This is a genomic window from Fructobacillus sp. ESL1117, assembly GCF_058508565.1.
Window position 1 is genome coordinate 767,245 of sequence record NZ_CP196385.1, and the last position, 23,525, is coordinate 790,769.

Genomic DNA, 23,525 nt, shown 5'->3' on the forward strand with positions numbered 1-23,525 from the left:
TTTTCCTCACAAAACTTAAAAGGTATGTTGAATATCGAAGAGGACATCGTAAATCTCGATGGCAACCAAATCAACATCATCAAATTTATATTGCTTATTGCGCCGGTGTTCTTCGATTGTCCAAACCTTGTCTTCTTGATCAAGGGTTACCTTTAAAACCTCTAAGCCGTAAGAATCAAAACGTCGAACTTGAAAACGCTGGTCCGTTGATTTTTCCATGGCAAAGAGCCGGTTTAATATCGTTGTTAAAACACTTTTACTGGCTAATTCATCCATTCTTTTTACCCCCTTTGTTTCTTTGCCAACCGCTGCTCCTTATTAGGAATTACATAGGCTAAAATACCAGCAAAGAGACAGAAGTAATAAGTAATGATGCGCCAAATTAAGATAACCAAGACTAGCGTTGCTGGGTTCTTAACAAAAGGCGTAAAGAGCAGTTGAAAGGACAGCTCCGCCCCCCCAACACCACCTGGAATTGGAAACAACGAAATAACCATCACAATCATAATGTTCATTGTTAAAATCAGCCAGGGGTTCACGGAGGCATAGCCAAAGGCCCGGATAACAAAATAGGGCACCAGGTAAAAGGCAATTAATTGCAGAGCAGTCCACAGAGTTGCTACCAGGAGTGACTTGGCCGAGCGGGCCACACGTTTTGACTCCTGATGGAAATTATTGACCTTATCTTCCGTCGTGTCAACTAATTTTTTAACTCGACTGGCACTCATAAACTTTCGCGCGCCACGGCCAAACCACTCAACAACCTTCAAAGACAGCTGTGGCCAAAACATGATCAACAGCAGACCGATAATCACGACGGCGTGAATAGCGATAGCAAAAGGAATGAAAGTCGCAAAGGCTGGATCAACATTTTTGTAGATGAAAGAATCAGCGGCTACATAGCCGACGATAAAGAACAAAACGACCACAATTTGATAAACCAAAAATTTCATCAAAGTCACAGATAAAGCGCGGCTACCTTCAATTTTTCCTCGAGTTAACGCATATAGTTGTGCTGGCTGTCCCCCGGAAGCAAAAGGCGTCAGACCCGTCCCTAGTTGATTCAACAACGGCACACGAATCAACGTTCCCCAACTCGTATTCTTTCGATCAACAGAACTCAGCAGAGATCTAGTAGCCAATGCCTCTAGCAGCAACGACAGCATCATCGTCAACAATGCAAGCACAAGAAAATGCCAGTCTAAGACTTTCAGCGCAGCCTCTAATTGCTTTTCACGGCCACTTAATTCCCGCGTCAAATAATAGACGGTTAGACCTGTTAGCACGAGGACAAGCAAGGCCGATAATTGGTTTTTTTTGGATTTTAAAGCACCCATCAAGAATCTCCTAAGACCGATTCGTCGACCAAGCTGGCATAAGCGCCTCGTCCTGGTCAGGGTTAAGTGACAAGGCGCGATTATCTAAAACTGCTTGATAAACCTCAGCAAGAATTTCGCCAACTCGGTTTAAATCTTTTTCTTGTGCAACTTGGAAGCCAGCCTGCGTCAAATCAGATTTTTCACCGGCTAAAATTGCGACCATTTGACGGTCAAAGTCGTCTAAGTCTTCTGCCTTATAGCTGTTAACGCCGTCTTTCAGCCAAGAATCATAAACTGGAATATCACGAACCAAGAGACGCTGCTTAGAGGCCAAGGCTTCTAAGACAACAATTCCCTCTGTCTCTTCATAAGATGGATACAAAAACAAATCAGCCCCAGCAAAAGCCCCTAAAATCACATCGCCAGATAAATAACCCGGGAAAATGAGGTTTTTGGGATGTTCGCCACCAAAGACAACCCGGCGAATTTTGCGTGGCAAGATGGCAGGGTTGGTATGACCAAACCAAATAAAGGTAATTTCTGGGTGCCGCTTGGCTAATTCAACAAAGTCGAAAATCCCCTTACGCTCAAAGAATAGACCAACAGACATCACAACCTTTTGTCCTGGTTGAATACGGAAATAATCCTTGTAGGCCTGAATTTTTTGTGGATTGTTTGCATATTTACTCAAACGAATCCCATTTGAAATAGCATAAATTGGCTGTGTGAGACCGTAATTTTTCAAAAGTGATTTTGAATACGGCGTTGGCGTAATCAAAGCATCGGCTTGACCATAGAGGGCTACCAAGTACTTTTTATATAAGGGTGCAATCAAATTTGAGGCAAAAAATGAATTACGAAAGTCTTCATAAGTCGAATGAGCGTGGTAAACCACCTTTTTCCCCATCTTGTGGGCCTTTTTGACCATATACATCGATTTCACGCCATAAGTGTTGATATGCAAAATATCATAGTCTGTACACTTGGGGTCAGTCGTTACCTCCACATTAGCAATTGGTGCTAGCGCTTCTTGTTGCAAGCGCATTGCTCGACCAATTCCTGATTTGGCAATCAATTTTTGGTTTTCAAAATATAACAGAACCTTCAAGTTAGCTTCTCCTAAAGGGGTTGCGTAAGAGACGTTTGATATAGCCGACCTCTTCATCCGTTAACTGGTCTGAATCGTCATCAACGTCATCATGGTGGTAATTCTGCAAGACCTGGTCATAAAAGTTTAAGACTCGATCCGCAAAAGTCGTTGCATCAACGTTTTTTACTGCTGCTGCCCGAATTTGATCATCGGCAGCTGTATCAGAATGCTGTAAGTAGTATAAAGTGGCAGCCAGGAACTCATCGTAATCATCAATTAACGTTCCAATGGCCTTATTGGTCACCACTTCTTCTAAATAAGGTGAACGAACAGCGACAAACGGCCGGCCGGCTGCCAAGGCTTCAATAAAAGTTAGCCCCTGTGTCTCACTATCTGATGAGGAAACGAAAACGTTAGCCATTCGATAGTAATCACCGACATGGTCATGATTAATCATTCCCGTAAAAATGATCGCTTCCTGCAAGCCCATGTCTTCAACCTGTTCTTCCAGTGATTTTTTAGCTGGGCCGTCACCAGCAATCATGAGCTTGGCATCTGGAACGGTCTGCAAAAGCTCAGAAAAGGCAGAAATGGTCAAAGCCACATTTTTTTCAAAAGCTAACCGTCCCAAAGATAAAATCACCGGCTGATTCTCAGCCAAACCGTACTGCTTACGAAGATCGTGATGAGCTTCTCGCTTTTTGATAGCCACACCGGTTGGAATCACTGGAATTGGAATCGTCACACCATAACTGAGGAGACTTTCTTTGACCCGCTCAGAAGGAGCAATTACGCCCTCCATTCCCTTCAGGTAGGCCTTGACGATATGACCAACTGCACTGGGCCGAATTAACATCCCTTTCGCAACATAATGTGTGTAATCTTCATATTGCGTGTGATAGGTATGAATAACAGGAATCTTTAACCGTCGGGCCACATACTTGCCAATTAAGCCCAACGAAAATTCCGTTTGGGTATGCACAATTTCCAAGCCCAAGTCACGGGCAATTTCAACAGCCTGAATTAAACCACGAAAAGTCAAACGACGATCCTTGAAGCCAAAATAAGGCATCGATGAAAAACGATAAATTCCTTCTTCTGGCGTATGCTTGTCAACCTTGGGGTCCGTGGTCGTAAAAATATAGACTTGGTGGCCTTGGGCCTCCAAAGCATTTTTTAAGGTTTGAATTGAGGTGGCGACACCGGAAACCTGTGGAAAATAAGTATCCGTAAATAAGCCAATTTTCATAGGAATCTCCATTGCTCATTGCTTGCCCGTGGGCATAATACTTTTAGTATACCATCTCGCTGAGACCGTTCCAAATCTTGCTCCAGCAAGAAATCATCATTTTGGACCACTGCAGTCCTTATTCAAAGACCATTTGATTCGTATAAAGTTCAGCGTAGAAGCCGTTTTTCTTAATCAATTCCTCATGAGAACCACGCTCGATGACTTGGCCATCCTTCAAAACAACAATTTGGTCAGCAGATAAGATTGTCTTCAGACGGTGCGCAATCACAAAGGAAGTTCGGTTAGCCATAACGTTGTCCATTGCCTCTTGAATTTTTGCCTCGGTCACCGTATCAACGTTTGATGTTGCTTCGTCCAAGATTAACAAAACTGGATCCGTTAAGATTGTCCGAGCAATCGAAAGGAGCTGCTTTTGCCCACTGGAGAAAAGATCTTTTTCAGGAGAAATTTGTGTATCATATTGGTCCGGTAAGGACATAATAAAGTCGTGAATGCGGGCTTGCTTAGCGGCCTCTTGGACTTCTTTTAAGCTGGCATCCGGCCGACCATAGCGAATATTATCCATGATTGACTTGGAAAAGATAACTGATTCCTGCAAAACAATCCCAACTCGATCACGCAGGGAATAAAGGTCAAAGTCTTGTAACTTGGTCCCATCATAGGTAATTTCACCACCTGAAAGATCATAGAAACGATTTAAAAGGTTCATCACAGTCGTCTTACCAGAACCCGTTGGCCCAACCAAAGCAACCATCTGTCCCTTTTTGACCGTAATTGAAACATCCTTTAAAATTTGTCGATCAGGATTGTAAGCAAAATCAACATGCTTCAAAGCAATTTCATCCTTTAATGGACCAGCAATCTTTTTCCCGTTATTAACTTCATCGTCTTCCTCTTCAACTTCCGTAATCCTGTTAGCACCCGTTACGGCCAGTTGCAGGGCATTATAAATAGTCGTCAATGAAGTAATTGGTTGAAACAACTGCTGTGAGTAGTTAACAAAGACAACAACCAAGGCCAAACCCGAGGCCTTGTCCATGCCATTATGCAAAACTAACCACGAACCAAAGAAAATCACAATCGCTAAGTTAAGCAAAGAGAACCCCTGCATCAAAGGATTTAACAGGCCAGAATAGAACTGTCCCTTTTGACTAGCTACTCGGACCTGATCGTTAAACGGCTCGAACTTTTCAATTGAATCCGCTTGGCGGCCTTCCGTCAACAGAACAGTTTGCCCTGCCAACTGTTCATTAATATAACCGTTCATATCAGCTGTCGCCGCCTGCTGGTGGTTAATTTGAACTTGAGCATATTTAGCAATCAGTAAGGCACCAATAATGGCAATTGGCGTTGAGGCTAAGGTTACCCACGCCATCGTTGCTGATTTGGCAAACATCATCCAAATCACACCAGCAAAAAGCAACGCTTGAGAGAAAATCTGAAAAACGGCGTTATTCATCGCCGTAAAAATATTATCTAAATCAGAAGTAAAGAGTGATAAAACCTTTCCGTCCTGGTGGGTATCAAAGTAGCGCACCGGCATTTTTTGAAGCTTGCCAAACAAGCCACGCCGCATCACACCCACTGAATCAGACGAAATTTTGGCAGTCATGAGACCTGAAATTAGCAAGGCAAATTCGGTCAACACATAAAAAGCAATCATGGAAAAAACGGCCACATAAAAGTCATGTAAGGAACCATGACCCCCAGGCGTGAGCGAGGCAACCAAATAATCAGTCAAGGACGAAATGGCATCCCCTAAATAAAGCGGTGCCTTAATTTGTGCATAAGTTGCCACTAAAATTAAAAGCAACGAAATAAACAAAGCTCGCCAATATTGCTTTAAATTTTTAACAAAGTAAGCAAGTGCTGTTTTGATTTCAGCCATGGTTGTCCTCCTTTGCTTTTTGACTTTGGTAAATATCTTGATAAATTTCAGACTGCTCGAGTAGTTCTTGGTGCGTTCCTGCACCAACAATCTGCCCCTGATCGATGACTAGAATCTGATCTGCATGGATAATGGAAGCAATCTTTTCAGCAATAATCACCTTAGTGGTTGCCACAAAGTCCTTGGCTAATGCTTCTTGAACCAACTTTTCTGACCGGGCATCCAAGGCCGAGGTTGAATCATCCAAGATTAACAAACTCGGATTTTTAACAAGGGCTCTCGCCAACGACAACCGTTGCTTCTGCCCACCAGAAAGGTTAGAAGACCTTTCAGACACTTCTTGACCAAAGCGGTCAGGATATTGGTTAATAAATTCACTGGCCTGAGCCTGGTCGGCTGCCTTTTCTAAATCAGCCAAACTGGCATCTGGACGCCCCATCTTTAAGTTGTCTTCAATCGTGCCGGAAAACAAGACTGGCTTTTGCAAGACAATTGATAGGTTTTGATGCAGCGTTTCTTGGTCGATGGTTTGTAAATCTTGGCCATCAATGTCAATCTGACCCGCACTCGGCTGATACAAACGGGCTAACAACAGTGCCAAAGTTGACTTGCCGGACCCGGTCGAACCAACGATGCCAAGCGTTTGACCAGCGGGAAGGTTAAAGGAAATATCGCGCAAAACCTGTTTGTCATCATTTGGATAGGCAAAGGAGAGATTGCGAACAGTAATCACCCCATTCAACCGCTTAACTGCTCCAGTTTCAGCATTGGCATGGATATTAATGGTACTGGGCTCGGCCATCACCGCCCCAATACGCTTCAAAGAAACCAAACCACGGGAAACCATGTTGGAAACCATCCCCATCATCAGCAAGGAGAACAAAATCTGATTTAAATAGGTGATAAAAGGTGTAATTTTTGCCAATTCATCGGGATTCTTCAAAATTGTTTGCGAAACCAAAAGTAAAGCCGCAGCGATGGCAATATAGGAAATTAGCATATAAACCGGCAGCATTAATGAGAAAATATAAGAAATCTTTTGGTTTAAATCAGTCAATTCCTTAGTACTAGCTGCAAAGTTATCTTCTTCCTGCTTTTCTTGGTTAAAGGACTTCACGACGCGGACGGCTGAAAGGCTTTCTTGGGTAAGAGTGTTGTTTTTGTCCAAGATATGTTGGAATTTACCAAACAAACCACCCATTTTGCCAAAAATACGTCCTGTTGCCAACATGATTAAAATAATCATCAAAACAATTACCCACCAAAGACTAGGCATGGTCCAAATGGCCAACACCAAGCCACCGACAAACAAAATTGGCACGCGTAAAATAATTTGCAGCAACTGCATGGCAAACCGTTGCACCTGGTTAATATCATTGGTTAGTCGAATCACCAAGTTAGCAGATGAAAACTTTTGGATTTGTGTCAAAGAAAACGACTGAATTTTTTCGTACTCTGCTCGTCGTAAATCAGCCGCAAAACTTTGGGAAACTTGGGAAGCAAAATAGGTGCCTGAAACCCCGGCAATCATACCAACAACGGCTAGTACTAGCAGCCAAACCCCATTATGGAGAACGGCCTGTGAATTATCAGCAATAATGGCCGATAGCATCCGCTTTAAAAACTGGGGCTGCAATAATGTTGCCGTTGCCATCGTCACGACTGCTAAAACAGCGCAGGTGATTTGCTTCCAATAAGGCCTGGCATAATGTAATAGTAAATTCATCAATTCTTCCTCATCACGTTTTTGGGGCAAATCAGCATTCCTTAGAATTTTTGTCCCTTTTTACTGGTAAAAAGACCCTCCCGAATTGCTGGGAGGGTCCAAGACGACTGTTTGTGTTAAACAAAACGAGTCACGTCTTAATCTTTTGCTTCGTCCTTTGCTTCTTCAGCGGTGTTATCGTCAGACTTAGCCTCTTCAGGTTTAACAGTCCGGATAGCCGTTGCTTCAAAAGTCAAAATAACGCCTTCGGCGTCCAAATCAACAGTCTTTGCTTCTTCGTTGACAGCATCAACAACAGCATGCAAACCACCAATGGTAATCACCTTAGCACCTGGCTTCAGATTGCTGCGCATCTCTTGTTGGCGTTGTTGTTGCTTCTTGCTTGTCCGTGACATCCACCAGAGCATCACAACAATAATTAATAGAGGGAAAATGAAACTTTGCATAAAAACTTCCTTTAATTTATTTTAGTTTAAACTATTGTAACAAATTTTTAGAACAAACGCGCATTGGGTTTATTATAACCATAATCTTCCAAGACCTGCTCACGGAATTCCAAGAGTCGGTCTTCTTCAATCGCAGTCCGCATTTCTTCCATTAAGTTTAACAGGTAGCGCAGGTTATGCTCTGAGGCAATTTGCGCTCCCAGCAACTCATTGGCATTAAAGAGATGGTGTAAGTAAGACCTTGATAGGTTTTGATAGGGGCTATAAGATGGCAAATCGTATTGCGCTAAATTGCCAAACTGATTTGACCGGATGGGATTCTTTGAATAATATTCCAAATCAGGATCAATAGGTGAAAAATCATTCTTATACTTCGAATTCTTAATTACCACTCGACCGCGCTTGGTCATCAGTGTCCCCTTACGGCCGACTCGCGTTGGCAAGACACAATCAAACATGTCCACCCCGCGGATAACCGAATCAATTAAGGAGTCAGGAGCAGCTACCCCCATCAAATAACGGGGCTTATCCTCGGGTAAGATTGGCATGGTAAAGTCCAAAACCCGGTTCATTTCCTTCTTTGATTCACCAACAGATAAACCACCCACGGCATAGCCTGGCAAGTCCATCTTGACCAATTCCTGAGCGGATTCAGTCCGTAAATCGCGGAAACCAGCTCCTTGGACAATTCCAAATAAAGCCTGAGTATCGGTCTTCTTGTGATACTGTTGTGCCCGGTCTGCCCAACGTAATGACCGTTGCATGGAATCCCGAATATACTCATAGGTTTCAAAATAAGGAATGGCTTCGTCCAGCTGCATCATGACATCAGAACCCAAATTGTTCTGAATGCGCATGGCCACTTCCGGCGACAAAAACATCTTGTCGCCGTTCACGTGGTTACGAAAGGTCGCCCCTTCTTCACTCAATTTACGCGAATCGGATAATGAGAAGACTTGAAAGCCGCCAGAATCGGTTAGAATGGCCTGATCCCAACCCATATACTTGTGCAAGCCGCCGGCCTCAGCAATTAACTCATCTCCGGGGCGAACCCACAAATGGTAAGTATTGGCCAAGATAAACTGGGAACCAATTTCCTTCAATGTTCGATTATTCACGCCCTTAACGGCGCCCTGAGTTCCAACTGGCATAAACATTGGCGTTTCAAAGGTTCCATGGGGAGTATGTAATCGGCCACGACGTGCACCGGTATGTTTTTCAGTATGAAGGTGTTCGTACCAAACGGCACCCTTTTGCTGTGTCATATTTCACCTACTTCAAAAATTTTCACTATTCCCATTATAGCACGGTCGATCTTGGAAACGGTTGACAAGCAAATTAGTCTGCAAAAAACAGCCCGCAAAACACCATGATTGAATGTTATGATACTATTGTAAAATTAACTCAAAGCTAAAAATAAGAAAGCTGGTTATTTGATGGAACAAAATTATATCGCTCGAATGCGGGCAAAAGTTGGTCACGAAGGCATGATTTTTCCCTCTGCCTGGGGCGTACTTTGGAATGAAAACCACGACGCTATTTTATTAGAAAAACGTGGTGATTCAAAGAATGGCTACGGCTTCCCAGGGGGGTTCTTGGAGTATGGTGAGTCACCAATGCAGGCCGTTGTCCGTGAATTTAAAGAAGAAACCAATCTCGATGTCGAAGTAGTCCGGCTCTTAGGCGTAGCCAGCCACGTCACAGACAAAAATTCATGGGGCGATGCCCAAGAGACCTTGTCAATGGGCTTTGAGGTCCGCTTAGTTCCTGGTGCCAGCGCAGCTGATTTAGTTGTCGATGGTGATGAAACTTTGGCCGCCGACTTTATTCCGGTTAACCCAAGACCAGAAATGTTTGTGCCTGCGGCGGCGGAAACGCTCGAACGTGTTTTAACTGAAAATGAGGCCAGTAACCAACCATGGTTACGCGAATCTTTTTCAAACAAAAAGGCCTAAGGCCTTTTTTATTTTGCCTGAAGAGCAACGGGTCGTTGCTTGACTAAGAAAAAAACGGTTGTCACAGTCTGAATAAATCAGCCCCAATCAACCTTAATCTCCCTGACCAAACTATGGTACCGGCAACTTTCAATATTTAAATTTATTTTTTAGTTAATCGCCCTGCTTTTGTATAATATTTTTAAATAATGGTCGTTATTTTAAAATTATGATATAATCTTGGTGCTAGGAACCTGGTGGCAGTGTCCTTATATGAATACTTGTCTTAATTCCTACTTCTATTGTTCGACATTGGGTAAACAGGATTCTTTCGTGTAATCAATGAGTTCCTAACTATATTTCTAGCACGTTTCCCAAAAAATGCATTTTTTATTCCGACCTGTTTACCGTTCCATTAATTCTTTCACTGCCACCAAGTTACTAGCCAACCTTTGGACTGGAAATCCCAGTCCTTTTTTGATACTAAAATTTTCCGCTCTTTTTGCTGCTGACGTCCTCGCACTTTTTTCTTTTAACCAACTCCTACCCTGCATTTTTTGGCAAAGACTGGTAGACTACTAATAATTAGTGTCATTCTGTTTGAAGGTTCATCTCTGGACCTCCGCAAACCCTGCTCGGTTTTGTTAAATCTTTTATTTGAAAGCTGGTTTTTTCATGATTGCAATTTTCTATGGTTTCCTAATTGGCTGCTTTGTTACCTTAATTGGTGGTGGGGGTGCCACTTTTTACCTTGGAGTGCTAACCTCGACTTTAGGGATGTCGACTGTCGTCGCTGTCCCAACTTCGCTCTTAATTGCCGTCTTCGCCCTTTTTTCAGGCATGATAACACAATGGCGGTTAAAGAATATCGAAAGTAAACTTGGAAATCGATTAATTATAGCCGGTATTCCAGGCATTATCATCGGTACCGCCGTCTCCCGGTTCATTCCCGTCACTGTTTACAATCTCGGCGTCGGAATCTTGTTGACTGGGATGGGCTTGATTGTGGTCATCAAAAATTTCCGTAAGAAAAAAGAGAACGCAAAGTCCAATGAGAATAGTAAAGTCGCACCAGTCTTTGGACTAATTTCCGGCCTGATGGTTGGTTTTGGCGGCCTATCAGGTGGCTCGGCCACCGTAGCGGGCCTTTCGATTATGAACGTGCCTGCAGTCAAGGCTGCTGGTACCACAACCTACGTTCTGTGGGTTTTAGCTGTCGTCGGGCTCATCAGCCACTTACTAAGTGGCGGTCCTATTTCTTGGACAGCTGGCCTTTATCTGATGATTGGTGGTGTGGCGGGTTCAATTCTGACACCCCTTGTTCTAAAACAATTTGATCCAAAAAAGATTAACAAGTTCTTATCGCCCTTCATTGGCTTTGTCATTATGTACTTTGGTATTCGTTTGTTCTTTTAAAAAGATAAAAAGGAAACAACTAGTCAGGCTTCTCCCTGACTAGTTGTTTCCTTTTTTGTTTCACTTATTCAAACAAACACCTAATAAAAAAACAAGTTGATTGTTAATTCATGGTTAGACCACCATCAACTGTAATGCACTGACCCGTCACGTTATTGGATAATCTTGAAGCTAGATACAGAGCTGTTCCAGCCACATCTTCTGGAATGGTTAACCGTTTCGTTGCCGAGAGAGCCAACAACCGCTCACGCACGTCATTACCAGTAGCACTGCTCGAATCGGTCGGATAAGTCAGCCCAGGTGCAATTGTGTTCACGCGGATACCAAATGGCCCAAGATCTTTGGCTAATGCCCGCGAATAGCCTAATAAAGCAGCCTTCGCAGTAATATAATCGTGGTAAGGAACCATTGGCTGTTGAACAAGGTTACTGATCATCTGAATAATTCGACCGTCCTGGTTCGCCTTTAACAAAGGTAGGGCAGCCCGGTTGACATTGTAAGCTGCCTTGACTGCCCCCTCAAATTGTTCCTGATAGTCACTCCAAGGCATCGATTCCACCTGATGACGGTTTTTTGGATTAAAACTGTAGTGTCTTAGGGCATTATTAACAACAATATCCAAACCTGCAAAATTATCAGCAATCATCGTCATCATATCCTGAACTGCCTGGTCATCACAAACATTGGCAGCCATCGCGACCGCTTGTCCTCCGGCTGTCTGGATTTCTTGCACAACTGCATCCGCTTTTTCCTGATTTTTCAAGAAATTGACGATAACAAGTGCTCCCTCAGCAGCAAATTTTTTAGCAACGGCAGCACCAATGCCCCGGCTAGCCCCAGTCACCAGTGCGACTTGATTTTCTAATAACATCTTTACCACTCCACATCTGTATCTAAGTGTTCAGCCAGACTTTCTGCACTTGGCTCAATATCTGTAAACCGCAACAAATCTAATATATTAAAACGACCATCATGGTGCCAACCAGGTCGTGCCCGAGTCATCTCCCCTAAGGCGGTAATCCGGCACAAACCCGCTTGGCCCAAAGTATCCGTGATTGGTAACAGACGTTTTGGTGCGACAGCGATACCGGCAGTTTGTAAGTACTGCTGGTAGGGTCTTAAGTAAATCGGCACAGTCAGTAAATTATCAACGGCCACCACATGCACAAACCGATTTAATGGCGAACTGATGAAGATGGGTTGATCATGGTAAACAACGGTCCAATCTGTCTTTTGCGGACTAGAATAGACTGTCAAGCTGTGATCAGCGATTGCTTCCAATTGAAATTGTGCCCTTAAGCGGTTAATGGCTGTGGCTTGTTGGTCATCCAGGTCCGCCCGAGGCCACCGTTGTTGTCTGCTTGCCAAATCAGCTGCTAACGCACTAGCAAAGTCCTTTGGTGACAGAGAACCACCGCGTTCAACGAAAATACACTGCGGCGACAGGCAGCTTTGCTGGTCATAAATCGCTACGTCCGCACCCGCCCGATTAACGGTACCTTGATACCGATCGGTCGCCAACGCCTCTTGACCAACCAGAGCAAAACTGATTTTATAGCCAAAATGCAAAAATAAATGGCCAGCTGGCACCAATGTCTGAACATTCTTCACCGATTGATCCGAGCCATAGGCAATCGTAGCCTCTGTCCCAGCCGCAGCCGCTTTCTCAACTGACTTCTTGCTACCACCTTTCCAAGGAAAGATTGCCAAGCAACCCGCCAATCTGGGTTCCACTGCTAATAAACTTTGGCCAAAGAGCACCGGGAAAAGCGGCTCAGCAAAGGAAGTTTTCCCAAAGCTAGCTGATTTTACCAACAGTGTCATTACGAGCGGCCAAACCTGGAGACCAGGAATATTACCGGAAAAAACGTGAAAGCTTGTTTGGGGACCATAAGCCTTGGTTAGGCTTCCGGATGCTTGTGGCTGAAAAGCATCCAAAATTGCTGGGTTTGCCAATTCCGTATTTAAAAAGCGACGTAACTCTTTGGCACGAAACAGGCGCATATACCGCCTAATTTCCAAGTTAATCGTTTCCTCACTGTATCCCGTGATAATCGGTAATAACTTTAGTGCCAACTGGCGCTCATTGTACGCCGGGTCCATCCATTTTTCGGCGGCAGTACTAATCATCAGAATGATTTCTTCGACCGAAAGTTGACTTAAAAAAGCCTGCTGATGGTCTTTCAACGTCTTGATGGTTTCTTTGACTTCTTGTTCTGTCAAATCAGGATACTGTAAATCATAGCGTTGCTTACCCACCGAAATCGACCAGGTTTTCAATCGATTAAATTGACTCTCATTTGGCGCAAGAAACAAGTTGATTTTGGTTGTCTCTCCTTCTTTAGCCATTGTATCCTCTTTCATGCTTGATTGGCTTGCAGTAGTTGATCAACAGAAATTGAGCACCCCTTTGACTCCGCCCCAGCAATCCGACCAAGCAAAGTAAAGCCGACGTCATCCTGTACGGCTAAATCTTCCGTTAAGATGCCCAAGCATGAGTTCCAGTTCGAAAGGTCATAATAGGCCAAGACACCTTTTTGTCCGGGCGCAACAGGCGCCAAGGTATCGGTATCTAAAATCCTGACGCGAACCCAAGCTGGTGTTTGCTTACTAAAAATTGGGTCCAAACCCTGGTTGAGCCGCCACAAATTTTGGTCATAGCACTGTGAACTGATTTCCGTCATGCCATACATATTCAAATAATAGTCACGACCAATACCGAAGGCCGCTTCCAAATCAGCTAGTAGCTGGTCTTCGCTAACTTGACGCGATTGGCCCTTGAAACCACCGGTATCAAAAATTCGACTTTTTTCAGCCAGGTGAAAGACCAACTGGTGCTTTTGTAGATAATCCAAAAAATGGACGTAGGAAAAACTTGCGCCAAGCAGCATCACGGGACGGTGATCAATTTCTGCCGCCGTTAAAGCAGCGACCACGCCCTGATAATCAATCCCGTCTGCATCGACATAGGATCTGCTGTGTTGGTCACCAAATTCGGTAATGGCGCGACTGACATAATGAGCCAAAGAAGAATTGTCAAGGTGCTTTTCATCCGGAAATAGGCCAATAATAGTGATTTGATCAACGTCCGGGAGGACATACTGCTTGAAAGATACTTTCATTGACTCATTCCAAACAGCAAAAGTCGGATGGTAGCTATGGCTACGGTGGGTCTTATCCGTTGTCCCACTTGACATAAAAACAGCTTCGCCCGCCGTGATCGGCGTTGTCGACAGCGTTAACTGCTTGTATCCCTGAATCGGCATTAATGGTACTTCTTGCCACCGATGTACCATTAGCGGACTTTTTCGTTGTTGTTGCGCATATTTTTTATAGGGTAAATTATGGTCAAATTGGTATTGAAATAAATCGAGGGCCAACTGATTGAAATCCTCATCACTTTCATGGTGGCCGTCCATGACTTGGTGTTGGTCAATAAAACTCAGAATTTCTTTTTGAATTGCAGCAACCGAATCACTCATGGTTCTTTTTCCCTCCAAAAAATCCTGGTACAACAATTAATAGAACATGCAGGGTCACAATCGACAGAGCACCGACTAAAATACTATTTGAAAAGAGCGACTGATAAATACCCGAAAATCCTTTTGCATAAGATGGCAGGGCAATGGCCAGCAACAAAGACAGACCAATACTCATCCGAGTAGCTTCGCCTTTATCAGCCTTCTGCAGGGTTGCAAAGCCCGTCGTTAACAAGGTTGCCGCTGCCGGCAAAAACATCCCACCGATAACGGGTGCTGGGGTCAAAGCGAGTACTGCTGCAAACTTGGGCACAAATCCTAGTAAAATTAGTAATCCCCCGGCCAATAGAATGGGCTTACGAGAATGCACTCCCGTCAACTTCATGACCCCTAAGTTTTGGGCAAAAGCTGTGGTTGGAAAACCGCCAATCAAAGAAGAAAGCATTGAGCCACCCGCTTCACCTGCAATTCCACGACTAATACGCTTTGCACTTAATTCTTCTTTGGTAACATCTGCAGAGGCTTCATAAACGCCCAAAGCTTCAATCACTGCCACTAAATAAGCGATGAAGAAGGTCAGAAAAATGGCCCAATTAAAACGAAATAGTCCATAAGGAAACAACCGTGGTAGGCCAAAAAATGGTTGACTTTGCACGCTTGACAAGTCAATCATCCCCAGGCTGGCCGCCAAAAGATTACCAACCACAAGGGCCAGCAAAAAGGAAAACTTGCGCCAGTAACCTCGGCCAAACAACGATCCTAAGACGACAATCAAAGTGGTTGTAACGGCCACCAGAAGAACGTTTGGCGATGCAAAACCTTTTGTGCCAGGCGTCCCTCCTAGTAATTCTGACATTGTAAAACTTGAAAGCGAAATGCCAACCAAAAAAATAATGGTCCCGTTAATCGCAGGTGTCAATTTCTTAGCTAAGCGATGAACCCAGCCAAATAAAGACATCAGCAAAACAATAAAGCCACTGAGAAAGACGGCACCACCGGCAGCTGGCAAACCACCGGTTTTACCAGCACTAATCATGAGGGCGTCAAAGGCCGCTGAAGGCCCTTGCACGATCGGCAGCCGTGCTAATTTTGAAGCCTGCAAAATCGTTACCAGACCAGATGCCAAAAAAATGGCACTAATCAAATTCGTCGACAGGGCTAACGAGAGGCCCGCGGCTGAAGCAACAAAAATCGGATCAAGCCAGACATTGGAAACAAAGATGTGTTGGAGACTAATCAATATCGTCTGACTAGTACTCAATGGAATCTCTTCCGGGGAACTTTCTTGCTGCTGATGGTTCTGTTGAATCATTTTTTTCTCCTAAAATTCAATTCATCAATCCACCCTGAACAGTCTTTACCAGCAAAAGAAAAAGGTTGAATTCATGATGAATTCAACCTCAACCGAAAAGTCCCAAAAAAGACCCCTTGTTATCAATATTAGTTGCATTCCTACGCTGGTATTAACCAGATCAGGTACATAGGGTCTAAGACATTTCTGTCTAATCTCAGCGTGATGCTCCCCTTGCGAATTAATTAATTTTTTTCAGTATAACATGAAATTCAATATTAGAACAAATATAATCAACTTTGTTTAATCAAATTCGAAACTGTTCCACGAATAGTAGCAGCCAAAGCGCTGGTCAAAAAAGTTAGGCGAAATGCACCACCAGCAACAACCTCAATCTTGGTAGCAATCACTAGGCCATTTTACTTGTTGGTAACGGCACTCAATTTTGACCAATGCATTTAGCATTCCCAACCGACACACCATCAACAGCAGCGCTGATTTCTTTAGCGTACGCCTGTAACTTTGCTGGTGCTTTGTGACCATTTTCAGCGACAATCTGGACGCAGGCTGAGCCAATAATAACCCCATCGGCCAAATCAGCCATTGCCCGGGCCTGGTCAGCGGTATGTACACCAAAGCCAATAGCCACCGGCACATTCGTGACCGCTTTAATTTGCCCGACAACTTCTGCTAAATTAGCAGCAAAGGATTCACGGGTTCCCGTTACGCCTAAAGAAGAAACCAAGTAGATGAAACCGGTCGCCTCTTTGGCAATCAGCGCAATGCGCTCACCAGACGTCACTGTAATCAACGGAACCAAATCCAGCCCATGCTTGTCAGTAAAAGAAACTAACTCTCCTCGTTCTTCATAGGGCAAATCGGGGATAATCAGGCCATCGACACCGAATTTTTCACAGTCGGCGGTAAAACGTTCATAGCCATACTGGAGAACAACGTTCAGGTACACCAAGAAAACCAGAGGCACCGCTGTTTGCAGACGAATTTCCTTCACCGCCGTAAAAATCACTTCAATTGGTAAATCAGGGTCACGCAAAGCCCGCAAATCGGCCGCTTGAATAACGGGACCGTCGGCGACTGGATCCGAAAAAGGAATGCCAATTTCAACAATATCGGCCCCGCCCTTTGCCAAAGCCACGACATTTTTCACAGTCGTCTCCATGTCAGGATCATTGGCGGTGACGAAGGCAATAAAATTTTTATGATTCGTAAAGCTTTGACTAATTTTACTCATGAATTTCAACCCCCCGGTACTTGGCAATTGCGGCAACATCCTTGTCCCCCCGGCCAGATAGTGTGCAGACAATGACCTGGTCCTTAGGTAACGTTGGCGCTAATTTTTGCACATAGGCCACAGCATGACAGCTTTCAATAGCGGCAATAATCCCCTCTTGCTTGGCAATGTATTCAAAGGCAGCCACGGCCTCATCATCTGTAATACCGACGTATTGGGCACGGTGCTCGGCTGCTAATGCTGCGTGTTCTGGCCCAACACCCGGGTAATCGAGCCCAGCCGAAATCGAATAGACCGGATTGATTTGGCCACTATCATTTTGCAAAAAGAGTGACTTCATGCCGTGAAAGACACCTAAGCGACCCTTTTCGATAGTAGCCGCCGTCAAATCAGTATCAACGCCCTTGCCGGCTGCTTCTACCCCAATCAACTCAACTTCAGCATGGTTAATATAATGGGCAAAACTACCAATGGCATTGGATCCGCCACCAACGCAGGCGATGACCATATCGGGCAAACGTCCCAATTGGTCTTGAATTTGTTGCTTGGATTCCTGGCTGATCACGCTTTGAAAATCACGGACTATCTCCGGATAAGGATGGGGGCCGGTGGCCGAACCCATCACATAAAACGTATCCTCAGGCCGAGCCGCAAAGTCCTGCAAGGCAGCATTAATGGCATCCTTCAACACCATTGATCCGGAAGTCACGGCGTGGACTTTGGCCCCAAGGAGTTCCATCCGATAAACATTCAACCGTTGGCGATCCGTGTCCTCCTTGCCCATAAAGACTTCGCACTCCAGACCAAACAAGGCAGCAATCGTAGCCGTTGCTACCCCGTGTTGTCCCGCTCCTGTTTCGGCTATTAAGCGTTTCTTGCCCATTTTCTTAGCTAACAGTGCCTGGCCAATGACATTGTTAATCTTATGGGCCCCCGTGTGGTTCAAATCCTCACGTTTAAAATAAATTTGGGCGCCACCAAGGTCAGCCGTCATGTTTTTGGCATAGTACAACAACGATGGTCGGTTGGCATAATTAGCCAATAGGTCAGCCAATTCCGCCTGAAAATCAGGGTCGGCCTGGGCTTCCTGGTAAACTGCAGCCAACTTATTTAACTCATTCATCAAAGTTTCCGGTACATATTGGCCGCCATACTCTAAAAACCGACCACCCTGCTTCTTTGTCTTGTATTCTGCTTCCATTACTTTCTCTCCTCTTGATGGGCAATGGCTACCAGTGCCAACATCTTTTTTAGGTCTTTATGCCGGTTGGTTTCCGCCCCAGTACTCACATCAACGCCAGCAGGCTGATAAACCTGCAGTAAATCGCTTAAATTATCGGGGCGAATCCCGCCAGCCACAAATAGGTGGTTCGGGGCCAAACCAGCTAACCGCTGCCAATCTAATCGTTGACCAGAGCCAGCACCAGCATCAACCATTAAAAAATCAATTAGGTCAAAATTACTAACTGATTGTTCTTGCAAACTGCCACTAAAATTGGCTAACTGCCGATTGCGATCTAGACCTTCTTCCAAACCGCCATTGTCTGCTTGTGGCCGACACCACCGAAGCTGATTTTGCCAACTCTTGGCCTGGTCAATGGCATCATCACCCACCAGGGCTTGGATAATTGGTACGCCTGCCATTTCCAACCGCCGGACCTCATCAATTGGTCGCCGGCCATGGAGCTGAATCAGCTGAATCGTCCCCATTTCAACCAATTCCAAAATCATTTCCACCGGTTCAGCAACAAAGACACCAACCAATGGAATCGACTCATAAAGCGTCGTGCGCACTACTAAAGCTTCCGCTTTCGTAACCTGGTGGCGACCTGGAGCAAAGACGACTCCTGCAAAATCAGGGCGGGCCTCGTTGGCCATCAGGGCCTCTTTTTTAGTCATCAAGCCACAAATTTTAATCTTAGTCATGGGTTGGCTCCCCCAATCCGGCTTCAATGAAAGCTTTTGGACTAGCCGCCTTCATCAAGGCCTCTCCGATCAGCACACCATTGATTCCTAAGGATTGTAGGTGTGCAATATCTGCCGGACTTTGCACGCCACTTTCGGCAATAAAGGCAACAGAATCGGGCACCAAATTAAAGAGCCGCTGGCTGTTATCAAAGGAGACTGTAAAATCCTTTAAATTGCGATTATTAACCCCAATCAGCTTGGCACCGACGGCCAGCGCTCGACTAATTTCATCTGCATCATGTGCCTCGACTAACACGGCCAGTCCCAGACTCTCAGCCAAGTTCAAATAGACTTGCAAGTCTAGCGGAGATAAAATCGCCACAATCAGCAAAATAATTTTTGCGCCCGCAACCTTTGCCTGATAAATCATGTAGGGGTCGATGACAAAGTCCTTTCGCAAAACTGGAACGGTTACCTTGGCCGCAATCTCAGCCAAATAGTCTAATTTGCCCAAAAAGTAATCCGGCTCGGTTAAGACAGAAATGGCCGTTACGCCGGCTTGATCATAGGTTTGAGCAATTTCTTGATAAGGAAAATCAACCGCAATCAAACCCCTGGAGGGTGAGGCTTTCTTGACCTCGGCAATCACGTGAATCCCTGGTGCTAGAAAACGGTCGTAAACAGCTTGCGGGTCAATCACCGGCAGAGCCTCTGTCTGAGCTTTCAAAGTCGCTAATGACACCGCTACTTTTTCTTTTACTAGCCGGCTTTTCGTGGCGGCCACTAAATCATCTAAAATCATTCAACGGCCTCCGCAGTGCTTATCCTTGCAAGCAAATCAGCTACCCGACCACTATCGAGGGCCTCCTGCGCTAATATCACCCCCTGTTCAATCGAGATAGCTGGATTGACGGCATTGAGGCCAATGGCCGCATTTAAAACCACGATATCACGCTTGGCTCCCCGTTCTTCACCGGCTAAGATAGTCCGAGTAATGGCTGCATTCTCCTGGGCTGTTCCGCCCACAATTTCTTCTTTGGTAGCCCGCTTCAAGCCAAACTCCTCTGGGATAATCGTTTGGAACTGAACCTTATCACCCCGCAATCGTACTAACTTAGTTGGTGCTGAGATTGAAGCTTCATCGAGGCCATCCGTTCCATACAAAATATTGGCTGACTGTACACCGAGTTGGTGCAAAACCTGAGCCATCGGTTCCAACAGCGCCCCATCATAGACACCCAAAACCATTTGCTTTGGTTCGGCTGGATTGGCCAAGGGACCTAAAACATTAAAAATGGTTGGGATGCCCAAACTGCGGCGAACAGGGGCAACATACCTCATTGCTTGATGGTACTTTTGGGCAAAAAGAAAGGTAAAGTGCTGATCTTTTAGTAGCTGCTCGGCCTGGCCAACCTCCTGGTTAATTGGAAATCCCAGGGCCTCGAGAACATCGGCAGCACCACTTTTTGAAGAAGCAGCGCGGTTCCCGTGCTTGACCACATCATAACCAAGACTAGCAATGACCAAACCCGCCGTCGACGAAATGTTAAAGGAATTAGAATGGTCACCGCCGGTACCAACGATGTCCAGGGCCGCTGCTTGTTTAGGAAATTCCAGGGCCGCTTGCCGCATTGCTTGGGCTGCCCCAGCAATTTCAGCGGCCGTTTCCCCCTTGGCTGTTAATGCCGTCAAAAAAGCGACAATCTGATTTTCTTCTGCTTGGCCGGTCATAATCTCACTAATAACCTCGGCTGACTCATCGAAGGTTAAGTTTTGCTGTTGGCTGACTTTTTGAATGGCTGGTTTAATCATGGTTGTTCTCTCCCGTATAAGCTAAAAAATTAGTAAAAATTTGTTTGGCGGCCGCTTGGTCCGTCATAATCGATTCGGGGTGAAATTCGACTCCGTAAACGTGGTTTTCTTCATCGGCAACTGCCTGAACGGTCCCATCGTCGGCCTGGGCGGTCACGGTTAAGTGATTAGGAATGGTGGCTGGATCAATCATCAAGGAATGGTAGCGTCCAACCGTAAAAGTTGTCGGGCACCCGGCTAAGATACCCGACAACTGCTTTCCCTGCTGGTGAATCAGGCTGGTCTTCCCGTGCATCAACGGGGCCGTAACAATCTTGGCACCATAGACCTCGCCAATTGCCTGATGGCCAAGGCAAACACCAAGAACGGGTACCCGACCGATAGCAGCTGCCAGAACGGCATTGAGGTTCCCGGCCTGATTTGGCCGACCCGGTCCCGGTGATAAAATCAGTCCCATTAACGTTGGTTCATCTAGGTCCTCAACTCTTACCTGATCATTTTTAACCACCTTGATGGTCTGCTTGGTCAACTTGCAAATTTCCTGGTAGAGGTTATAGGTAAAGCTGTCATAATTATCAATTAGTAATAGCATCGGCTGCCACCTCCTTTGTGACCAAATCCAACATTAACCGGCTTTTATTTTCAAATTCTCGGTACTCTTCCGCTGGGCTGCTGTCGGCCACAATCCCAGCACCGGCCTGGACGACCAGGTTTTGCTTTTTTTGGTAGGCTAAGCGAATCCCAATGCTGAAGTCGAGGTCGCCATCAAAACCAATCGTTCCAATACCACCACCGTAAATGCCACGTTTGCGGTTCTCCAACTGATTGATAATCTGCATGGCCGAAATCTTAGGTGCTCCGGATAACGTTCCCGCTGGCAAGGTTGCTTTTAGAATGTCGATGGGAGTTAAATCAGTCTGAACTTGGCTTTCAATTGTTGAGCCAAGGTGCATCACATTTGGAAAATAAAGCAGGTGGCGCAGCTTCGTAACGGCGACCGTGCCAAATTGGCTCACTCGACCCAAATCATTGCGACCCAAATCAACTAGCATATTGTGCTCCGCGAGTTCTTTTTCGCTGTGCTGCAGTTCCTGGGCAAAAAATTGGTCCTCTTCTGCTGTTTTCCCCCGCCGTCTCGTACCCGCTAGCGGATATGAGAACAATCGGTCCCCGGTCTTTTTAATTAAGGTTTCTGGTGAGGCACCGGTTGCTTGGTAGTCACCGTTATGAAAGTAGAATTGGTAGGGTGATTGGGGCCCACCCTGTAACCTGGTAAAAACACCCAGCAAGAGTTGCTGATTATTAGTTTTCGCCAGGTAAGGATTGGATAAAATCAGCTGAAAGATATCACCAGCATGAATATGTTCTTTCGTTTTTTGAACCCGATCGCTGAAGGCTGTCCGCGTCAATTGATTGGTAAAAGTTAGTGCTGACTGGCTTTTGGCCTCATCACCCTGAAGCAGCTCTTGATTTGAGCTAACCTGGTTTTCCAGCTCGGCAGTTGCCAAATCATTTTCCTGAATTTGGTCCATCATTTCACCAGCCCGGTTCGCCAAATCATTTAACTTTTGTTGAACCTGATCGAAGTCGGTCGACAACCTTTCGGACGGTACCGTTTGGCTTAAAATCAATTCCTTGGTCTCGTGACGATAATTGGCAACCACCTTTGGTAAAAATAATTCGAAGTCCGCTAAACCAAGATCGTCTTGGGCTGGCGCTAAGTGAACATCAGGATGGTAACGGACAAAATCATAAGCAAAATAGCCCATTAGTCCGGCCACAAAGGGGATGGCGTCTGTCACCTTGGGAATTTGATACTGGTGATAAAGCTGATTTAAAAAGGCAATTGGATCACCCTGGGCGGTTTCGACCGCACCATCGGCACTCATTACTTGGATTTGGCCATCACGACCGGTAATCGTTTGCTCAAGTGAGAGGAAAAAAGTGGTCACACCCTCGCGTTGAAAGATCATCGTCTGATTCTTGGTTGTCCCCAGTTCCTGCATGAGCAATTCTGGGTCAAAATTACTGATTCTTTTGCTAACAATCACTGGCAGGAAGGGATATTCTTGGCCATATTGCTTTAGGTCTAATTGTTTCAACTCTTGGTCACCTCGTTTCATTTTTTCAACTAAAAAATCCGCCCATAACAACGCAATCTATGCTTTGTTAAGGACGGATTCTCTCCGCGGTGCCACCTTAATTAGGCCAAAAAACTCATTTTTCAACAAAAAAGTCAATGAAAAAAGGTCTTTAGCCCCTCCTTAGCGAGATACTAACATATCCCCGACAACTGACGTATGCCTGACGTTTCCCGTACTTGAGCAAATGCTCTTTCAGCGGAACCCTCCGTGGTCCATTTAACTGCCTGCGTTCCCATCGCCTTCCCAGCATCGGCGACTCTCTTAGCGTGCACAACAATCTTGATCTCCACATCATTGGTTTTTATGGACGAACTATTTAATTGCCCTCAGTTTAATCACAAAATGAAAAAGTGTCAAGAAAAAATGAGGATTATTTTCATTTTTATGATTAAAAAATAAATCAATCCAAGAAATAGCAACTATTAAACGACTTTTTTCTTCTTATATAGCGGATTATTTAAGCATTAAAGAAAATCAAGCAGACAAGATAAAAATGAGAAAAAGATGATAAAAATCTTGCAAAAACATTTTTCCTGTGTTTTAATTAAAGCAACTTAACGGAAAGGGA

At 45.0% G+C, this 23,525-nt stretch carries 21 protein-coding genes and 1 riboswitch; of the genes, 2 read left to right on the forward strand and 19 right to left on the reverse strand.

Features of this window, described 5'->3' with window-relative positions; translation table 11 throughout:
- Positions 1-15 precede the first annotated feature (15 nt).
- The 8 genes from ACSYSH_RS03245 to tgt form a co-directional block, all read right to left on the reverse strand.
- Positions 16-276 carry a DUF1797 family protein gene (locus ACSYSH_RS03245; RefSeq protein ID WP_252773586.1) on the reverse strand — a complete coding sequence of 87 codons (261 nt, stop codon included), beginning with the start codon at positions 274-276 and terminating at the stop codon, positions 16-18.
- Positions 277-281: 5 nt separating this feature from the next.
- Entirely contained in the window at positions 282-1,337 is a 1,056-nt protein-coding gene (locus tag ACSYSH_RS03250; protein WP_252773585.1) for a lysylphosphatidylglycerol synthase transmembrane domain-containing protein, read from the reverse strand.
- Positions 1,338-1,347: 10 nt separating this feature from the next.
- Positions 1,348-2,427 (reverse strand): LTA glycolipid anchor biosynthesis glycosyltransferase, IagA/BgsA family, encoded by a 1,080-nt coding sequence (locus ACSYSH_RS03255; RefSeq protein WP_491702392.1) that lies wholly within the window; start codon positions 2,425-2,427, stop codon positions 1,348-1,350.
- A gap of 1 nt (position 2,428) precedes the next feature.
- Positions 2,429-3,658 carry a glycosyltransferase family 4 protein gene (locus ACSYSH_RS03260; protein WP_489815933.1) on the reverse strand — a complete coding sequence of 410 codons (1,230 nt, stop codon included), beginning with the start codon at positions 3,656-3,658 and terminating at the stop codon, positions 2,429-2,431.
- 118 nt (positions 3,659-3,776) lie between these two features.
- Complete coding sequence (locus ACSYSH_RS03265) at positions 3,777-5,549, reverse strand: ABC transporter ATP-binding protein (RefSeq protein ID WP_489815934.1); 1,773 nt, start codon at positions 5,547-5,549, stop codon at positions 3,777-3,779.
- Entirely contained in the window at positions 5,542-7,275 is a 1,734-nt protein-coding gene (locus ACSYSH_RS03270; protein WP_489815935.1) for an ABC transporter ATP-binding protein, read from the reverse strand. Before ACSYSH_RS03270 ends, ACSYSH_RS03265 begins: the two co-directional genes overlap by 8 nt.
- Positions 7,276-7,412: 137 nt before the next feature.
- On the reverse strand, positions 7,413-7,721 hold the full coding sequence (gene yajC, locus ACSYSH_RS03275; protein ID WP_252773580.1) for a preprotein translocase subunit YajC: 309 nt from the start codon (positions 7,719-7,721) through the stop codon (positions 7,413-7,415).
- 47 nt (positions 7,722-7,768) lie between these two features.
- Entirely contained in the window at positions 7,769-8,986 is a 1,218-nt protein-coding gene (gene tgt / locus ACSYSH_RS03280; protein WP_489815936.1) for a tRNA guanosine(34) transglycosylase Tgt, read from the reverse strand.
- A gap of 171 nt (positions 8,987-9,157) precedes the next feature.
- On the opposite strand from tgt, the gene ACSYSH_RS03285 reads away from it, so the two are divergent.
- Together ACSYSH_RS03285 and ACSYSH_RS03290 are read left to right on the forward strand one after the other, a co-directional pair.
- Positions 9,158-9,676, forward strand: coding sequence for an NUDIX domain-containing protein (locus tag ACSYSH_RS03285; RefSeq protein ID WP_252774426.1), 519 nt, complete (start codon positions 9,158-9,160; stop codon positions 9,674-9,676).
- A 654-nt stretch (positions 9,677-10,330) separates the two neighbouring features.
- Positions 10,331-11,071 (forward strand): sulfite exporter TauE/SafE family protein, encoded by a 741-nt coding sequence (locus ACSYSH_RS03290; RefSeq protein ID WP_252773578.1) that lies wholly within the window; start codon positions 10,331-10,333, stop codon positions 11,069-11,071.
- 103 nt (positions 11,072-11,174) lie between these two features.
- On the opposite strand, the gene ACSYSH_RS03295 is transcribed toward ACSYSH_RS03290, so the two are convergent.
- From ACSYSH_RS03295 to ACSYSH_RS03345, 11 genes are all read right to left on the reverse strand, one after another.
- Entirely contained in the window at positions 11,175-11,942 is a 768-nt protein-coding gene (locus ACSYSH_RS03295) for an SDR family oxidoreductase (protein ID WP_489815938.1), read from the reverse strand.
- A 2-nt stretch (positions 11,943-11,944) separates the two neighbouring features.
- On the reverse strand, positions 11,945-13,420 hold the full coding sequence (locus tag ACSYSH_RS03300; protein ID WP_491702391.1) for an acyl-CoA reductase: 1,476 nt from the start codon (positions 13,418-13,420) through the stop codon (positions 11,945-11,947).
- Positions 13,421-13,431: 11 nt separating this feature from the next.
- Positions 13,432-14,553 (reverse strand): LuxE/PaaK family acyltransferase, encoded by a 1,122-nt coding sequence (locus ACSYSH_RS03305; protein WP_491702390.1) that lies wholly within the window; start codon positions 14,551-14,553, stop codon positions 13,432-13,434.
- Positions 14,546-15,862, reverse strand: a complete 1,317-nt coding sequence (locus ACSYSH_RS03310) for a solute carrier family 23 protein (RefSeq protein WP_491702389.1) — start codon at positions 15,860-15,862, stop codon at positions 14,546-14,548. Before ACSYSH_RS03310 ends, ACSYSH_RS03305 begins: the two co-directional genes overlap by 8 nt.
- Positions 15,863-15,982: 120 nt before the next feature.
- Positions 15,983-16,086, reverse strand: a riboswitch (TPP riboswitch).
- Positions 16,087-16,280: 194 nt separating this feature from the next.
- The gene (gene trpA / locus ACSYSH_RS03315) at positions 16,281-17,093 is read right to left on the reverse strand and encodes a tryptophan synthase subunit alpha (protein WP_491702388.1); all 813 of its coding nucleotides are present in this window, start codon (positions 17,091-17,093) and stop codon (positions 16,281-16,283) included.
- Complete coding sequence (trpB, locus tag ACSYSH_RS03320; protein WP_491702387.1) at positions 17,086-18,294, reverse strand: tryptophan synthase subunit beta; 1,209 nt, start codon at positions 18,292-18,294, stop codon at positions 17,086-17,088. The genes trpA and trpB overlap by 8 nt, the downstream gene beginning before the upstream one ends.
- Positions 18,294-19,019 carry a phosphoribosylanthranilate isomerase gene (locus ACSYSH_RS03325; protein ID WP_489815944.1) on the reverse strand — a complete coding sequence of 242 codons (726 nt, stop codon included), beginning with the start codon at positions 19,017-19,019 and terminating at the stop codon, positions 18,294-18,296. The genes trpB and ACSYSH_RS03325 overlap by 1 nt, the downstream gene beginning before the upstream one ends.
- A complete protein-coding gene (gene trpC / locus ACSYSH_RS03330) occupies positions 19,012-19,803 on the reverse strand; it encodes an indole-3-glycerol phosphate synthase TrpC (protein ID WP_252773570.1) in 792 nt (263 codons plus the stop codon). Before trpC ends, ACSYSH_RS03325 begins: the two co-directional genes overlap by 8 nt.
- Complete coding sequence (gene trpD, locus ACSYSH_RS03335) at positions 19,800-20,813, reverse strand: anthranilate phosphoribosyltransferase (protein WP_491702386.1); 1,014 nt, start codon at positions 20,811-20,813, stop codon at positions 19,800-19,802. Before trpD ends, trpC begins: the two co-directional genes overlap by 4 nt.
- Positions 20,806-21,405: an anthranilate synthase component II gene (locus ACSYSH_RS03340; RefSeq protein WP_491702385.1), complete on the reverse strand. Its 600-nt coding sequence runs from the start codon at positions 21,403-21,405 to the stop codon at positions 20,806-20,808. The genes trpD and ACSYSH_RS03340 overlap by 8 nt, the downstream gene beginning before the upstream one ends.
- Positions 21,389-22,915 (reverse strand): anthranilate synthase component I family protein, encoded by a 1,527-nt coding sequence (locus tag ACSYSH_RS03345; RefSeq protein ID WP_491706137.1) that lies wholly within the window; start codon positions 22,913-22,915, stop codon positions 21,389-21,391. The genes ACSYSH_RS03340 and ACSYSH_RS03345 overlap by 17 nt, the downstream gene beginning before the upstream one ends.
- Positions 22,916-23,525: the final 610 nt, after the last annotated feature.

Bases quoted from the DNA above. Each gene is read 5' to 3' on its own strand.
- ACSYSH_RS03310 (WP_491702389.1), bottom strand. From the start codon at position 15,862: ATGATTCAACAGAACCATCAGCAGCAAGAAAGTTCCCCGGAAGAGATT.
- trpC (WP_252773570.1), bottom strand. From the start codon at position 19,803: ATGATTTTAGATGATTTAGTGGCCGCCACGAAAAGCCGGCTAGTAAAA.
- tgt (WP_489815936.1), bottom strand. From the start codon at position 8,986: ATGACACAGCAAAAGGGTGCCGTTTGGTACGAACACCTTCATACTGAA.
- trpA (WP_491702388.1), bottom strand. From the start codon at position 17,093: ATGAGTAAAATTAGTCAAAGCTTTACGAATCATAAAAATTTTATTGCC.
- ACSYSH_RS03270 (WP_489815935.1), bottom strand. From the start codon at position 7,275: ATGAATTTACTATTACATTATGCCAGGCCTTATTGGAAGCAAATCACC.
- ACSYSH_RS03295 (WP_489815938.1), bottom strand. From the start codon at position 11,942: ATGTTATTAGAAAATCAAGTCGCACTGGTGACTGGGGCTAGCCGGGGC.
- ACSYSH_RS03260 (WP_489815933.1), bottom strand. From the start codon at position 3,658: ATGAAAATTGGCTTATTTACGGATACTTATTTTCCACAGGTTTCCGGT.
- trpB (WP_491702387.1), bottom strand. From the start codon at position 18,294: ATGGAAGCAGAATACAAGACAAAGAAGCAGGGTGGTCGGTTTTTAGAG.
- ACSYSH_RS03250 (WP_252773585.1), bottom strand. From the start codon at position 1,337: ATGGGTGCTTTAAAATCCAAAAAAAACCAATTATCGGCCTTGCTTGTC.
- ACSYSH_RS03325 (WP_489815944.1), bottom strand. From the start codon at position 19,019: ATGACTAAGATTAAAATTTGTGGCTTGATGACTAAAAAAGAGGCCCTG.
- ACSYSH_RS03340 (WP_491702385.1), bottom strand. From the start codon at position 21,405: ATGCTATTACTAATTGATAATTATGACAGCTTTACCTATAACCTCTAC.
- ACSYSH_RS03300 (WP_491702391.1), bottom strand. From the start codon at position 13,420: ATGGCTAAAGAAGGAGAGACAACCAAAATCAACTTGTTTCTTGCGCCA.
- ACSYSH_RS03285 (WP_252774426.1), top strand. From the start codon at position 9,158: ATGGAACAAAATTATATCGCTCGAATGCGGGCAAAAGTTGGTCACGAA.
- trpD (WP_491702386.1), bottom strand. From the start codon at position 20,813: ATGATTAAACCAGCCATTCAAAAAGTCAGCCAACAGCAAAACTTAACC.
- ACSYSH_RS03245 (WP_252773586.1), bottom strand. From the start codon at position 276: ATGGATGAATTAGCCAGTAAAAGTGTTTTAACAACGATATTAAACCGG.
- yajC (WP_252773580.1), bottom strand. From the start codon at position 7,721: ATGCAAAGTTTCATTTTCCCTCTATTAATTATTGTTGTGATGCTCTGG.
- ACSYSH_RS03305 (WP_491702390.1), bottom strand. From the start codon at position 14,553: ATGAGTGATTCGGTTGCTGCAATTCAAAAAGAAATTCTGAGTTTTATT.
- ACSYSH_RS03265 (WP_489815934.1), bottom strand. From the start codon at position 5,549: ATGGCTGAAATCAAAACAGCACTTGCTTACTTTGTTAAAAATTTAAAG.
- ACSYSH_RS03290 (WP_252773578.1), top strand. From the start codon at position 10,331: ATGATTGCAATTTTCTATGGTTTCCTAATTGGCTGCTTTGTTACCTTA.